Consider the following 14,889-nt stretch of genomic DNA (forward strand, 5'->3'; position numbering starts at 1 on the left):
CGGGACCCGAAAGGGGACGCGGCGCACGTATTCTGAAGCCCTGTCCGGAAGCCCTCTCCGGCAGCGTCCGCCCCGGACACGACCCACCGACCGACCACGAAAGCGGCCAGCCATGCGTGTCTACGTGCCCATGACCCTCCCCGGTCTCGCCGAGGCGTACCAGACGGGTGAGCTGGGGACCGGGCCGTTCGTCGCCTACGCCGTGACGCCCGCGCTGCGCGAGTGGTACCTCTCCGACGACATCGAGGAGCTGGAGTACGCGGCGCTCAGCCGTGCCGCCCTGGCCTCGCTGCGGCTGCTGGCCGCCGAGCCGGAGGCGCCCCGGCGCCGGGTCGTGGTGGCCGTGGACGTGCCCGACCGGGTCGCGAGCGCCGACCCCGACCGGGGCCTGGACCCGGCGGCGCTCGGCGAGGTGCGGGTCGCGGGGGCCGTGGCGCTGGCCAAGGCGGCGTCCGTGCACGTCGACGCGCCCGACGCGGAGGCCGATGTGACGGCGGCGGCCGAGGCGCTGCCGGCGGCGGACGGCGGGGACGACGACGCGCAGTTCGTCGTGGACGGGGCGGAGGACCACGAACTGCTGTGGTTCGCCACGCAGGAGATCCCCAACCTGGTCGGCCGCGGACACTGAGTGAACCCGCGCGCGGGGGCGCGTTGAGGCGCTGTTCTCTTGATTGTCAGTGGGGGCGGGTACGTTTTCGGCATGGGGACGAAGACGGGCGCGCACATTGTCTGGGACTGGAACGGGACGCTGTTCCACGACATCGACGCGATCATCGGGGCGACGAACGCGGCCTTCGGCGAGCTGGGCCTGGAGCCGCTGACGCTGGAGCAGTACCGGGAGCTGTACTGCGTGCCGGTGCCGAAGTTCTACGAGCGGCTGATGGGGCGGCTGCCGACGCAGGCCGAGTGGGAGCTGATGGACGACATCTTCCACCGGTACTACGCGGAGCACCGGGTGAGGTGCGGTCTGACGGCGGGCGCCGAGGAGCTGCTCGCCGGGTGGCGGTCGTCGGGACGCAGCCAGTCGATCCTGAGCATGTACGTGCACGAGGAGCTCGTGCCGCTGGTGCGCGGGTTCGGGATCGAGCCGCACTTCATACGCGTGGACGGACGGACCGGGCCGTCGGGCGGCAGCAAGGCCGAGCACATGGTGCGCCATCTGGGGTCGCTGAACGGGGTGGCTCCCGAGCGCACGGTGGTGATCGGAGACGCCGCGGACGACGCGGTGGCCGCGCTGCACGTGGGGGCCCGGGCCGTGCTGTACACCGGGGGGTCCCACAGCCGGGCGAGCCTGGAGACGGTGGGGGTGCCGGTCGTGGACACGCTGGAGGAAGCGGTCGAGGAGGCGCAGCGGCTCGCGGCGTAGCCGGGTGCTCCGCAGCCCGACAACGACCCGATGACGGCCCGATGACCCGCGTCCGAGCGCGCGCACTGTGCAGAACGTCAAACTTCCAGGGCTGGTTTTGTACACATACGGCTCATGACGGGGGCCCCGTAAGGAGCGATAGCCTTGGTGGCGTGATCAGCGCGATAGTTCGCGGGGACGCCGACGTCCTCGCCCTGCGCCCGGTGAGCACGGACGACATCCGTGTCCGGGCGGCAGTCGCTGGTCCTCGCGGGCGGGACGGGGCATCGAGGGCTCCCGGGACGCCGAGCACCACCAGGACCCAGGCGTCGCGGAGAGCAGCGTCACACCGGTGGAGCAGCTCAAGAATGGCTCAGACACCCCCGCTCATCTCACTTTGCGGCATAGCGTCGGTACAGACCGGATACCCCGTGTCACGACGTGACGTCGTAAGCGCAGAGGCCGTACTTCCTTCTACGTCACGCAACGGCGCGCGACAGGAGCCAGAGGACAATGCAGACCAAGCTGGACGAAGCCAAGGCCGAGTTGCTCGAGAGGGCCGCCCGGGTAGCTGAGAACAGCCCGGTCGGGGGGCACCTACCGACCGGGTCGACGGGCGAGGAGACCCCAGACGCCCAGGGAGCCCCGGACCGCGAGTCCCTGCTCACGTTCCTCCAGCGTTACTACCTGCACACGGCCCCGGAGGACCTCGCCGACCGCGACCCGGTCGATGTCTTCGGAGCCGCCGTATCGCACTACCGGCTGGCCGAGAACCGCCCCCAGGGCACGGCCAACGTGCGGGTTCACACGCCCACGGTCGAGGAGAACGGGTGGACCTGCAGCCACTCGGTCGTCGAGGTCGTCACCGACGACATGCCCTTCCTCGTCGACTCCGTCACCAACGAGCTGACGCGCCAGGGGCGCGGCATCCACGTCGTCATCCACCCCCAGTTCGTGGTGCGGCGCGATGTCACCGGCAAGCTCGTCGAGGTCCTGCCCACGCCCGCGACCGGCGCCTCGGACCTGCCGCACGACGCGCACGTCGAGTCGTGGATCCACGTCGAGATCGACCGCGAGACCGACCGGGCCGATCTGAAGCAGATCACCGCCGACCTGCTGCGCGTGCTCTCCGACGCCCGGGAGGCCGTCGAGGACTGGGGCAAGATGCGGGACGCGGCGATCCGGCTGGCGGAGGGGCTGCCGGAGGAGCCCACCCCTGGCGACCTGCCCGGCCCCCAGGTCGAGGAGGCCCGCGAGCTGCTGCGCTGGCTGGCCGACGACCACTTCACGTTCCTCGGCTACCGCGAGTACCAGCTGCGCGACGACGACTCCCTGGCCGCCGTGCCCGGCACCGGCCTCGGCATCCTGCGCGCCGATCCGCACCACTCCGACCAGGAGAGCCACCCGGTCAGCCCGTCCTTCGAGCGACTGCCCGCCGACGCCCGGGCCAAGGCCCGCGAGCACAAGCTGCTCGTCCTGACCAAGGCGAACAGCCGGTCGACCGTGCACCGGCCGTCGTACCTGGACTACATCGGCGTCAAGAAGTTCGACGCCGACGGCAACGTCATCGGCGAGCGGCGCTTCCTCGGGCTGTTCTCCTCGGCCGCGTACACCGAGTCCGTGCGCCGCGTCCCCGTGATCCGGCGCAAGGTCGAGGAGGTCCTGGAGCAGGCCGGGTTCTCGCCGAACAGCCACGACGGGCGCGACCTGCTGCAGATCCTGGAGACGTACCCGCGCGACGAGCTGTTCCAGACCCCCGTCGACGAACTGCGCGCGATCGTCACCTCCGTCCTCTACCTCCAGGAGCGCCGCCGCCTGCGGCTCTACCTGCGTCAGGACGAGTACGGCCGCTACTACTCGGCCCTCGTCTACCTCCCGCGCGACCGCTACACCACCGCCGTCCGCCTGCGGATCATCGAGATCCTGAAGGAGGAGCTCGGCGGCATCAGCGTCGACTTCACGGCCTGGAACACCGAGTCGATCCTGTCCCGGCTGCACTTCGTGGTCCGGGTCCCGCAGGGCACCGAGCTGGAGCAGCTGTCCGACGCCGACAAGGAGCGCATCGAGGCCCGCCTGGTCGAGGCCGCCCGCTCCTGGGAGGACGCCTTCGCCGAGGCGCTCAACGCCGAGCTCGGCGAGGAGCACGCCGCCGAGCTGATGCGCCGCTACGCGCACGCCTTCCCCGAGGGCTACAAGGCCGACCACAACCCGCGTGCCGCGGTCGCCGACCTGGTCCACCTGGAGCAGCTGAACGCCGAGGAGGGCCAGGACTTCGCGCTCAGCCTCTACGAGCCGGTGGGCGCCACCCCCGAGGAGCGCCGCTTCAAGATCTACCGCACGGGTGACGCGATCTCCCTCTCGGCGGTGCTGCCGGTCCTCAACCGGCTCGGCGTCGAGGTCGTCGACGAGAGGCCGTACGAGCTGCGCTGCTCGGACCGGAGCGTGGCCTGGATCTACGACTTCGGCCTGCGCATCCCCCGCCCCCAGGGCGGCGGCGCGGACTACTTCGGCGACGACGCCCGCGAGCGCTTCCAGGACGCCTTCGCCGCCACCTGGACCGGCAAGGCGGAGAACGACGGCTTCAACGCCCTCGTGCTCAGCGCCGGGCTGACCTGGCGCCAGGCGATGGTGCTGCGGGCGTACGCGAAGTACCTGCGCCAGGCGGCGTCCACGTTCAGCCAGGACTACATGGAGGACACCCTCCGCAACAACGTCCACACCACGCGGCTGCTCGTCTCCCTCTTCGAGGCGCGGATGTCGCCCGACCGGCAGCGGGCGGGGCACGAGATCGTGGACGCGCTGCTGGAGGAGGTCGACGCGGCCCTGGACCAGGTCGCCAGCCTCGACGAGGACCGGATCCTCAGGTCCTTCCTCACGGTCATCAAGGCGACCCTGCGGACCAACTTCTTCCAGGAGGCGGCGGGCGGCAAGCCGCACGACTACGTCTCCATGAAGTTCGACCCGCAGGCCATCCCCGACCTGCCCGCGCCGCGCCCCGCGTTCGAGATCTGGGTCTACTCGCCCCGGGTCGAGGGTGTGCACCTGCGGTTCGGCAAGGTCGCCCGTGGTGGCCTGCGCTGGTCGGACCGGCGGGAGGACTTCCGCACGGAGATCCTCGGCCTGGTCAAGGCGCAGATGGTCAAGAACACCGTCATCGTGCCGGTCGGCGCCAAGGGCGGGTTCGTCGCCAAGCAGCTGCCCGACCCGAGCGTCGACCGCGACGCGTGGATGGCCGAGGGCATCGCCAGCTACAAGACGTTCATCTCGGCGCTGCTGGACATCACGGACAACATGGTCGCGGGCGAGGTCGTGCCCCCGGCAGACGTCGTCCGGCACGACGAGGACGACACCTACCTCGTCGTCGCCGCCGACAAGGGCACCGCCACCTTCTCCGACATCGCCAACGAGGTCGCCGAGAAGTACAACTTCTGGCTCGGTGACGCCTTCGCCTCCGGCGGCTCCGCCGGCTACGACCACAAGGGCATGGGCATCACCGCCCGCGGCGCCTGGGAGTCCGTCAAGCGGCACTTCCGCGACATGGGCGTGGACACGCAGAGCGAGGACTTCACGGTCGTCGGCATCGGTGACATGTCAGGCGACGTGTTCGGCAACGGCATGCTGCTCTCCGAGCACATCCGCCTGGTCGCCGCCTTCGACCACCGGCACATCTTCATCGACCCGAACCCGGACGCCGCCACCTCCTACGCCGAGCGCCGCCGCCTGTTCGAGCTGCCCCGCTCCAGCTGGGCGGACTACAACACCGAGCTGCTGTCGCCGGGCGGCGGAGTCTTCCCGCGCACGGCCAAGGCGATTCCGGTCAACGCGCAGATCCGCGAGGCCCTCGGCATCGAGGCCAAGGTCACCAAGCTGACCCCGGCCGACCTGATGAAGGCCATCCTCCAGGCCCCGGTGGACCTGCTGTGGAACGGCGGCATCGGCACGTACGTGAAGTCCTCGGCCGAGTCGAACGCCGACGTCGGCGACAAGGCCAACGACGCCATCCGCGTCGACGGCAAGGACCTGCGCGTCAAGGTCGTCGGCGAGGGCGGCAACCTGGGTCTGACCCAGCTCGGCCGGATCGAGTTCGCGCTGCACGGCGGCCGCATCAACACCGACGCCATCGACAACAGCGCCGGCGTGGACACCTCCGACCACGAGGTGAACATCAAGATCCTGCTCAACGGCCTGGTCGCCGACGGCGACATGACCGTCAAGCAGCGCAACAAGCTGCTCGCCGAGATGACCGACGAGGTCGGCTGGCTGGTGCTGCGCAACAACTACGCGCAGAACACCGCGATCGCCAACGCCCTCGCCCAGTCCGGCGCCATGCTCCACGCCCAGCAGCGCTTCATGAAGCACCTGGTCCGCGAGGGGCACCTCGACCGGGCGCTGGAGTTCCTGCCCACCGACCGGCAGATCCGCGAGCGGCTCGCCCAGGGCCAGGGTCTGACGGGGCCGGAGACGGCCGTGCTGATGGCGTACACGAAGATCACGGTCGCCGATGAGCTGCTGCACACCACGCTGCCGGACGACCCGTACCTCAGCACGCTGCTGCACGCCTACTTCCCCACGAAGCTGCGCGAGCAGTTCCCCGAGCACCTGGTCAGCCACCCGCTGCGCCGTGAGATCACCACGACGGTCCTGGTGAACGACACGGTCAACACGGGCGGCACGACCTATCTGCACCGGCTGCGCGAGGAGACCGGCGCGTCGCTGGAGGAGATCGTGCGGGCGCAGACGGCGGCCCGGGCGATCTTCCGCCAGTACCCGGTGTGGGACGCGGTCGAGTCCCTCGACAACAAGGTCGAGGCCGAGGTCCAGACCCGCATCCGGCTGCACTCGCGCCGCCTGGTGGAGCGCGGCACGCGCTGGCTGCTCAACAACCGGCCGCAGCCGCTCCAGCTCGCCGAGACGGTCGACTTCTTCGCCGACCGGGTCGAGCAGGTCTGGTCGCAGCTGCCGAAGCTGCTGCGCGGAGCCGACCTGGAGTGGTACCAGAAGATCTACGACGAGCTGACGGACGCCGGAGTCCCGGACGAGCTGGCCACGAGGGTGGCGGGCTTCTCCTCCGCCTTCCCGACGCTCGACATCGTCTCGGTCGCGGACCGCATGGGCCGGGAGCCGCTGGACGTCGCCGAGGTCTACTACGACCTGGCGGACCGGCTGCGCATCACCCAGCTCATGGACCGCATCATCGAGCTGCCCCGAGCCGACCGCTGGCAGTCCATGGCCCGCGCGGCGATCCGCGAGGACCTGTACGCGGCGCACGCGGCGCTGACCGCGGACGTCCTGGCCGTGGGCGACGGCACCTCCACGCCCGAGCAGCGCTACAAGGCCTGGGAGGAGAAGAACGCGGCGATCCTGGGCCGGGCCCGCACCACGCTGGAGGAGATCCAGGGCTCGGACGCGTTCGACCTGGCGAACCTCTCGGTGGCGATGCGCACGATGAGGACCCTGCTGCGGACGCATTCGTAACGCCCGCGACAGCGAGGACGCCCCGGGCCGGGAACGGCCCGGGGCGTCTCGGCTTCCGGCCGGGCCGGGAAACCGCTCAGCGCAGTGCGCTCGCCACCAGGCGGGCCGCCCGCTTCACCTTCGGTCTGGCCACCCGCCGAACCACCGGCCGGATCACCCGTGCCGTCACGCCCACCGGCTCCCAGCGGACCTGGAGACGGCCCGGGCCGTGGCCCTCCGGCTCCACCGTCAGCCGGTGGGACGGGACGAGGGTCGTCAGCGTCGGGAACGTCAGGGGCGCCAGCAGCAGGCCGGTGTGGGACAGGCCCTGGTGCGTCAGCCGGAGCAGCGGGTGACGCACGCCCGCGAAGCCCTGCAGCGGCAGGGAGGCCGCCGCCAGGTCCAGATGGGCGTGACCCTCGAACAGGCCCGGCCGCACGGGGGAGAGCCGGAAGGGGACGTGGAGGCGGCGGCCCCCGGGGGCGATGAGCAGCGTGGCGCGCTGAGGGCCGACCGGCAGGCGCCGGGCCGGGTCGTAGGTGCGGATCGTGAGGTCGATCGAGGCGCCCGGGCCCCGGGTGATCTCGGTGATCTCGTGGCGGAACTGGGCGCTCGGGAACGGGCGGCTCTCCAGCTCCAGGTCGGTGATGTCCAGTTCGCGGCGGGCCCGGGCGGACGCGGGGACCCGGTCGCCCCAGTAGACGCGGCCGGCGCCGTCCGCCGCGACCTGGCGGGGCCCGACGCCGTGGCCCAGGCCCCTGGACGCCAGGCGGGCGTCCGCGAACCGGCGGTCCCGGATCAGCTGCACGACCACGCGCTCGGCCCGCGGCAGCCGGGCGAACGCGCCCGGGGAGAGAGTGTCGAGGTAGGGGGTGACGAGGTCGGCGAAGGACGTCAGCCAGGCGTCGTCCCGGTAGGGCAGGTCACCGGCGTACATGCGGAAGTCGTGCTTGAGGAACTTGTGGTCCTTGTCCTCGCGCAGCGACTCGTGCCCGCTCTCGGCGAGGAACGCGTCGATGAGGCGCTGCACGTGGATCCGGTCGCGGACGTTGGCGAGCTTGTGCCGCTGGTTGGATATCGAGGCCGCGTCGGAGGCCGCGTAGGGAGCCACGTACCAGCGGTAGACCGGCTCGGGGATGATCGTGAACGACTCGGCCAGGCAGTACGCCTGCGCCGAGAACAGCTGGTCCTCGTAGTGGATGCCCTCCGGGAAGCGCAGGCCGTGCCGGTCGAGGAAGGCGCGGGCGTACATCTTGCTCGTCGACAGGTGCTCGAACAGCAGGCGCGGGTCGGACTCGATGCCGTCGAGGGTGCGGCGCTCGGCGACCAGGTGCGGCATCCACGTCGAGCGGCGGCCGTTGTCCGCGCGGATGCGCTGCACCGCCCCCATGGCGAAGTCGAGCTCGCGTTCGCGGTGCGCGGCCAGCAGCAGGGCGACGGCGTCGTCGGGGAGTTCGTCGTCGCTGTCGAGGAACATCAGGAACGGCGCCCGGGCGATCTCCAGGGCGCGGTTGCGCGGGACGCCGCAGCCGCCGCTGTTGCGTTCCAGGCGGAGGTGGCGGATGCGGGGGTCCTCGGCCGCCAGCCGCTGGGCCACCGCCGGGGTCGCGTCCGTGGAGTGGTCGTCGCTGATGATGATCTCGATGTTCGCGTGGGTCTGCCGGCGCACCGAGGCCACCGCGCGGGGGAGGCGTTCGGCGTCGTTGTAGACGATGACCGTCACGGTGACGTCCGGGGTGCCCATGACGTCCTGGGTGCTCATGCGGTCGCCTCCTGCGGGGTGGGGGCCGGGGTGCGCTCCTCGATCGGCAGCACCGGAGGCAGGTCCTTCTCGTCCTGGCCGAGGAAGACCCGGCGCACCACGCGTTCGGCGGCGCGTCCGTCGTCGTACTCGCAGAACCGGCGGCGGAAGGCGGCCCGGGTCTTGGCCGCGCCCTCGTCGCGCCAGGCCTCGGTGGTGAGGATCTCCGTCAGCTCCTGCTGGGTGCGGGCGACCGGGCCCGGGGCCTCGGCCATCAGGTCGAAGTAGACGCCCCGGGTCGTGCGGTACGTCTCCCAGTCGTCGGCGTAGATCACGATCGGCCGGTCGAGGTTGGCGTAGTCGAACATGATGGAGGAGTAGTCCGTGACCAGGGCGTCCGCCGCCAGGCACAGCTCCTCGACCGGGTCGTAGGAGGAGACGTCGATGATCCGGCCCGTGCGGCGCAGGTTGGTCAGGGGGGAGGCGGCGCCGCCGTAGAAGTAGTGGCCGCGCACGAGGAGGACCGTGTCGTCGCCGAGGCGGTCGGCGAGGGCCGCGAGGTCCAGGCGGGGCGTCCAGCCGGCCTCGTAGTCGCGGTGGGTGGGCGCGTAGAGGACGGCCCGCCGGCCCCGGGCGATGCCGAGACGGTCGCGGACCGCGCGGATCTCGGCGGCGCCGGCGGTGTAGTACACGTCGTTGCGCGGATAGCCGTGGTCCAGGGAGACGTAGCGCGAGGGGTAGGCGCGCTCCCACATGCGGGTGGTGTGGCTGTTGGCGGAGACGCTGAAGTCCCACTTGTCGATGCGCTCCAGCAGTGCCTGGAAGTCCAGGCCCTGCGCGGCGGCCGGGTAGGCCATCTGGTCGAGGCCCATGCGCTTCAGGGGCGTGCCGTGGTGGGTCTGGACGTGGATCGCGTCCGGGCGTTTGACCACCGCGTTGGGGAAGTTGACGTTGTTGACCAGGTACTTGGCGGTCGCCAGCACCTCCCAGTAGCGGCGGGTGCCGGGCACGACGTGGTCGGTACCGGGCGGCAGCAGGGCCGCGTTCCCGGCGCTCACCACCCACACCGGGTGGATCTGCGGGGCGAGCGCGGCGAGCTTGGCGGCGATCGCGGCCGGGTTGCAGGCGACCCCGCGGTCCCAGTACGCCGAGAACACCGCCAGGTGCGGGTTGACCGGGCGGCCGAGCGCCCTGCGGTACTGGTGGTCGCGGAGCTTGGCCCCCACCCGGCGCCTGCGGGCGCGTACGGCCGACCTGGCGGTGCGGCGGGTGCGGTTGACGGCCTGGAAGGCCCGGTACCTGCCGTACGCGCCCTCCTGGAGCAGCGAGCGGCGGACGCCTTCGAGACCGGCCGGATGGCGGTAGCCCTCGGGGCGGCGGCGCAGGGCGGCCAGGGACGCCCGGCGGAAGAACTCCCGCGCGACCTTCTCCTCCATGCCCCCGCGGGCGAAGGTGCGCAGGCAGTCGCGGACCATGGTGTCGTAGAGCACGGTGTGGGCGGCCCGGCGGCCCGAGGCGAGGTCGAGGAGGGACTCATAGCGCGCGACGAGGCCGTAGCGCTGTTCGGGCGTGACCGGGGGCAGGCTCGCGGGGCGCAGCCGGCGGTCCTCGTAGGCCGCGTGCGGCAGGCAGGCGACGCGGTCGGCGAGCAGCAGCGCCGCCAGCGCCGCGTACGGCTCGTCGTCGGTGGTGAAGTGCTGCTCGTGCGCCCTCCAGAACTCCGCGCGCAGGACCCTGGTGCCGAGCAGCGGGGTCAGCCGCAGCAGCGCCGAGCAGTCGTCGAGGGCGACGTCGGCACGGCCCGCGCGGGCGAGCAGGGAGCCGTCGGGGGAGGGCAGGCCGGTGCTGCGCCAGGTGCTGCGGACGTGGTCGAGCAGCAGGACGTCCACCTCGGACGGCAGCTCGGCCACCCGCTCGGCGACCAGGCGGGGGGCGCCGGCGGGCAGGCCGTCCTTGGCGTGGACGAAGTGCAGCCAGCGCCCGCAGGCCCGCGCCGCGCCCGCCGCCCGGGCCGCGGCGTCGCCGGTGCCGTCCGGCAGCGGCAGCACCTGGACGTCCGGGGTGTGCCGCTCGGCCGTCTCCCGGGCCCAGTCGCCGACCGCGGCCACGATCACCTCGGCGTCGGGGAGCGGATGGGCGGCGAGGGAGTCGAGCAGTTCCGTGAGGTGGCCCTGCACGTTCGGCCCGTGGACGATGACGCTGAGCTCGGCCATCACGGGCCCCCTTCTCGCGGCTGCACCTACGCGGTCATGCTGCCATCAATGCGGCAAAAGGGCCGATCGAGTGCGCCTCGCGAGGGAACCGGATGCCTGCGCGAGGGAAGCGGACGCCCTCATGCCCGGCTGCTGTGGCTGCCCGTGTTCAGCGTGGCCCTCGCCGTCTGCTGGGGCCGCGGACGCCCTCACGGGACGCCCTCACGCGGAGGCCTTCGCCTTGGGCTTCGGTGCCTTCTCGCCGGTGAACGCCTCGTACTCCTTCAGGACGTCCTCCGTCGGACCGTCCATGCGCAGTTCCCCGCGTTCCAGCCACAGCACGCGGTCGCAGGTGTCGCGGATCGACTTGTTGTTGTGGCTGACCAGGAACACCGTGCCCGCGTGCTTGCGCAGCTCGCGGATGCGTTGCTCGGAGCGCTTCTGGAAGGACCGGTCACCGGTGGCCAGGGCCTCGTCGATGAGCAGCACGTCGTGGTCCTTGGCGGCGGCGATGGAGAACCGCAGCCGCGCCGCCATGCCGGAGGAGTACGTGCGCATCGGCAGCGTGATGAAGTCGCCCTTCTCGTTGATGCCCGAGAAGTCGACGATCTCCTGGTAGCGCTCCCTGATCTGCTCGCGGGTCATGCCCATGGCCAGGCCGCCGAGGTGCACGTTGCGCTCGCCGGTCAGGTCGTTCATCAGGGCCGCGTTGACGCCGAGCAGGGAGGGCTGGCCGTCGGTGTAGATGTGCCCGTTCTCCACGGGGAGGAGCCCGGCGACGGCCTTGAGCAGGGTCGACTTGCCGGAGCCGTTGGTGCCGATCAGGCCGATCGCCTCGCCCCGGTAGGCGACGAAGGACACGTTCCTCACGGCGTGCACCCGGCGCACCCCGGAGGCCTTCTCGGTCTGCTTGCGGCGCACGATGCGGTTGAGGGCGGCGGTCGCGGAGCCGCGTCCGGCGCCGGTGCCGTTGACGCGGTAGACGATGTCGACGCCGTCGGCGACGACGGTGGGGATCTTCTCGCTCGGGTGCTCAGCCACGGCCGTACGTCTCCTCAGCCTTCCAGAAGTAGATGAACCCGCCGACCCCGGCGAGCAGCGCCCAGCCGACGGCGATCGCCCACACGTGGGCGGGGAGCTGGCCAGCGTGGAAGCTGTCGATCAGGGCGAAGCGCATCAGGTCGATGTAGATCGCGGCCGGGTTGGTCTCCAGCAGGACCGTCACCACGCGCGGCAGGCTGTCCTTGTCCGCCAGCTTGTCGATGCTCCACATGACACCCGAGACGTACATCCAGGTGCGCAGCACGAACGGCATCAGCTGGGCGATGTCGGGGGTCCTGGCGCCCATCCGGGCCATGACCATGGAGACGCCCGCGTTGAACGTGAACTGCAGGAACAGCGCCGGCGCCGCCAGGAGCCAGGACACCCCGACCGGCACGCCGAAGCAGAGCAGGATGACGACCAGCGCGGCCATCGAGAACAGCAGTTGCTGCAGCTGCTGGAGGCAGAACGACAGCGGCAGCGCGGCGCGCGGGAAGTGCAGGGCCCGCACCAGGCCGAGGTTGCCGGAGATGGCCCGGGTGCCCGCCATGATCGAGCTCTGCGTGAACGTCCAGACGAACACGCCCGTGACCAGGAACGGGACGTAGTCGGGCACACCGTGCTTGGTGCCGAGCAGGACGCCGAAGATGAAGTAGTAGACCGCCGCGTTCAGCAGTGGGGTCATCACCTGCCAGACCTGGCCGAGCTTCGCCTGGCTGTACTGGGCGGTGAGCTTGGCGGTGGCGAACGCGGTGATGAAGTGGCGGCGGGCCCACAGCTGCCGCACGTACTCGGGCAGGGAGGGGCGCGCGCCGCTGACCGAGAGGCCGTGGCGGGCGGCGAGGGCCGCGAGGTCGTCGTCGGCGGGGACCGGGGCCTGGGGCGGTGAGTGGAGGACCTGACTCACATCCGCTGCTTTCGCTCGGGGGAGGGGGTGGGGAGGGGAGGGGAGGGGAGGGGAGGGGACCGCAGGTCGCGCAGGGCCGGAGGGAAGGGAGGGTCTTTACCGGGACCTGCACGACTCTTTACGTCGGGACGGGACCGTATCGTCGCAACGTGAGCGTAAGCCGATCGAGCGTCGGAACGCAACCGTTTCGTCGTGACGCCCTATGCTGTCCGGCATGACGACGAAGCCCGACGAGCCCCAGCCGTCCCCGCGCCGCCGGGCCCCCGCGGGCGCGGCCGTCCTGCGGGAGGACGTGACGGAAGCCATCCGGGCGGCCGTGTTCGAGGAGCTCGCGGCCGTCGGCTACGCGCGGATGTCCATCGAGGGGATCGCGCGTCGGGCCGGGGTCGGGAAGACGGCGGTCTACCGCCGCTGGCGCTCCAAGCTGCACCTGGTCCTGGACATCGTCTCGGCCCTCGCCGTGCAGGGCCTGCCCGCGCCGGACACCGGCTCCCTGGAGGGCGATCTGCGGCTGTTGTACGAGGTGACGTCCCGGGCCCTGCGCCACCCCGTCGCCTCGCAGGTCATCCCGGACCTCCAGGCCGAGGCGGCCCGCAACCCCGAGATCGCCGAGGCCCTCCGGAAGGCCCTGCGGGAGGGGCAGGACGGGGTCGCCACCGGCATCGTCACGGCGGCGCAGCGGCGCGGGGAACTGCGTGCGGGCCTCGACCACGACCTGGCGCTCGACCTGATCTCGGGCCCGCTGTACTGGCGCTCGGTGGTGATCCGCAGCCCCAAGCTGCCCAAGGGCTACCTGGGGTCGCTGGCGACGGCGACGGCGGGGGCGCTGCGGGCGCTGTGACGACCCCGACCCTTCCGGGGGCCGGTCCGGGCGGTGCGGATCAGCGCCGCCCGGCCTCCGGGTGCAGCCGGATCCAGCCCTGCCATGCCGACGCGATCATGTCCTGGACGTCGTGCCGGGCCTTCCAGCCCAGCTCGGCGGCGGCGCGGTCGGCGGAGGCGACGACCCGGGCGGGGTCGCCCGGGCGGCGGGGCGTCACCTCGGGCGGCAGGTCGTAGCCGGTGACGGCGTTGATGCGGTCGATCATCTCGCGCACGGAGACGCCCTCGCCCCGGCCGATGTTGACGGTGAGGTCGCGGCCGGGGGCGGAGCGCAGGACCCGGGCCGCGGCGACATGGGCCTCGGCCAGGTCGACGACGTGGATGTAGTCCCGTACGCAGGTGCCGTCCGGGGTCGGGTAGTCGTCGCCGAAGACGCGCGGCGGCGCGTTCCGCGTGAGCCTCTCGAAGACCATCGGCACGAGGTTGAAGACACCCGTGTCCGCCAGCTCCGGGCTCGCCGCGCCGGCCACGTTGAAGTAGCGCAGGCAGGCGGTCGACAGCCCGGTCGCCCGGCCCGTCGCGCGCACCAGCCACTCGCCGGCCAGCTTGGTCTCGCCGTACGGCGACATGGGCGCGCAGGGCGTCTCCTCGGTGACCAGGTCCACGTCCGGCATGCCGTAGACCGCCGCGGAGGAGGAGAAGACGAAGGACGGCACCCCGGCCGCCGTCACCGCGTCCAGCAGGATCCGCAGGCCCTCGACGTTCTCCCGGTAGTAGCGCAGCGGCTGCTCGACCGACTCGCCCACCTGCTTCTTCGCCGCGAGGTGGACGACGCCGGTGACCTCGTGGTCCGCGAGGGCGCGCGCGAGCCGCTCGGCGTCCAGGGTGGAGCCCACCACCAGCGGCACCCCGTCGGGCACGCGCTCGGCGATGCCGGTGGACAGGTCGTCGTACACCACCGTCTGTTCCCCCGCCATGGTCATCGCCCGTACGACGTGCGCGCCGATGTAGCCGGCGCCGCCGGTGATCAACCAGGTCATGTGCGGCCGTCCCCTCGTCAGTTGGCCCGTGGTGGTGTGCGTGGCGCTGGTCCGTCGTGGTCGTGTCGGGTCGCGGTGCCTCGTGGTGCCTCGTGGAGCTTTCAGTGAAGCAGGCGCCGCAGCCTCCGGCGTACGACGGACAGCACGCCGCGTACGCCCGGTGCCACCCGCAGCGCCAGCGCGCCGGAGTGGGTGGGGTACGGCTGTACGAGTACCACGCCGCGCCGGGCGCTCGGGACGGCGCGGCGGCGCAGCAGACCGGCGCCCGTGAGCGCGTGCGCCGTGACCTCACGACACCCGCCGTCGCGGAAGCGGACCCGGAGGCGCAGATCCCAGGTGCCCGCGCC

General features: G+C 71.8%; 9 protein-coding genes and 1 pseudogene. 4 read left to right on the top strand and 6 right to left on the bottom strand.

From position 1 onward, the window contains the following. Positions 1–112 precede the first annotated feature (112 nt). The 3 genes from RIN80_RS22210 (at position 113) to RIN80_RS22220 (ending at position 6,820) form a co-directional block, all read left to right on the top strand. Positions 113–628: a DUF6912 family protein gene (locus RIN80_RS22210; RefSeq protein WP_309097396.1), complete on the top strand. Its 516-nt coding sequence runs from the start codon at positions 113–115 to the stop codon at positions 626–628. A 72-nt stretch (positions 629–700) separates the two neighbouring features. Then, positions 701–1,366: an HAD hydrolase-like protein gene (locus RIN80_RS22215; RefSeq protein WP_309097397.1), complete on the top strand. Its 666-nt coding sequence runs from the start codon at positions 701–703 to the stop codon at positions 1,364–1,366. A 492-nt stretch (positions 1,367–1,858) separates the two neighbouring features. Next, positions 1,859–6,820 (top strand): NAD-glutamate dehydrogenase, encoded by a 4,962-nt coding sequence (locus RIN80_RS22220; RefSeq protein ID WP_309097398.1) that lies wholly within the window; start codon positions 1,859–1,861, stop codon positions 6,818–6,820. A gap of 76 nt (positions 6,821–6,896) precedes the next feature. Here the strand turns inward: RIN80_RS22220 and RIN80_RS22225 are convergent, their stop codons facing one another. The 4 genes from RIN80_RS22225 to RIN80_RS22240 form a co-directional block, all read right to left on the bottom strand. Then, entirely contained in the window at positions 6,897–8,543 is a 1,647-nt protein-coding gene (locus RIN80_RS22225) for a glycosyltransferase family 2 protein (protein WP_309097404.1), read from the bottom strand. A gap of 14 nt (positions 8,544–8,557) precedes the next feature. After that, the gene (locus tag RIN80_RS22230; RefSeq protein ID WP_309097399.1) at positions 8,558–10,753 is read right to left on the bottom strand and encodes a CDP-glycerol glycerophosphotransferase family protein; all 2,196 of its coding nucleotides are present in this window, start codon (positions 10,751–10,753) and stop codon (positions 8,558–8,560) included. A gap of 201 nt (positions 10,754–10,954) precedes the next feature. After that, positions 10,955–11,773 carry an ABC transporter ATP-binding protein gene (locus RIN80_RS22235; protein WP_309097400.1) on the bottom strand — a complete coding sequence of 273 codons (819 nt, stop codon included), beginning with the start codon at positions 11,771–11,773 and terminating at the stop codon, positions 10,955–10,957. Then, positions 11,766–12,680, bottom strand: coding sequence for an ABC transporter permease (locus RIN80_RS22240; protein WP_309097401.1), 915 nt, complete (start codon positions 12,678–12,680; stop codon positions 11,766–11,768). The genes RIN80_RS22235 and RIN80_RS22240 overlap by 8 nt, the downstream gene beginning before the upstream one ends. A 214-nt stretch (positions 12,681–12,894) precedes the next feature. Here RIN80_RS22240 and RIN80_RS22245 point away from each other — a divergent pair, with 214 nt between their 5' ends. Continuing rightward, a complete protein-coding gene (locus tag RIN80_RS22245; protein WP_309097402.1) occupies positions 12,895–13,521 on the top strand; it encodes a TetR/AcrR family transcriptional regulator in 627 nt (208 codons plus the stop codon). A gap of 40 nt (positions 13,522–13,561) precedes the next feature. On the opposite strand, the gene galE is transcribed toward RIN80_RS22245, so the two are convergent. Together galE and RIN80_RS22255 are read right to left on the bottom strand one after the other, a co-directional pair. Then, the gene (gene galE, locus RIN80_RS22250) at positions 13,562–14,542 is read right to left on the bottom strand and encodes a UDP-glucose 4-epimerase GalE (protein WP_309097403.1); all 981 of its coding nucleotides are present in this window, start codon (positions 14,540–14,542) and stop codon (positions 13,562–13,564) included. A 101-nt stretch (positions 14,543–14,643) separates the two neighbouring features. Next, positions 14,644–14,889, bottom strand: a pseudogene (locus tag RIN80_RS22255) (transferase); the annotation flags it as partial.

It is taken from the genome of Streptomyces sp. (assembly GCF_031181705.1).
In the GTDB taxonomy this organism is placed as follows: Bacteria; Actinomycetota; Actinomycetes; order Streptomycetales; family Streptomycetaceae; genus Streptomyces.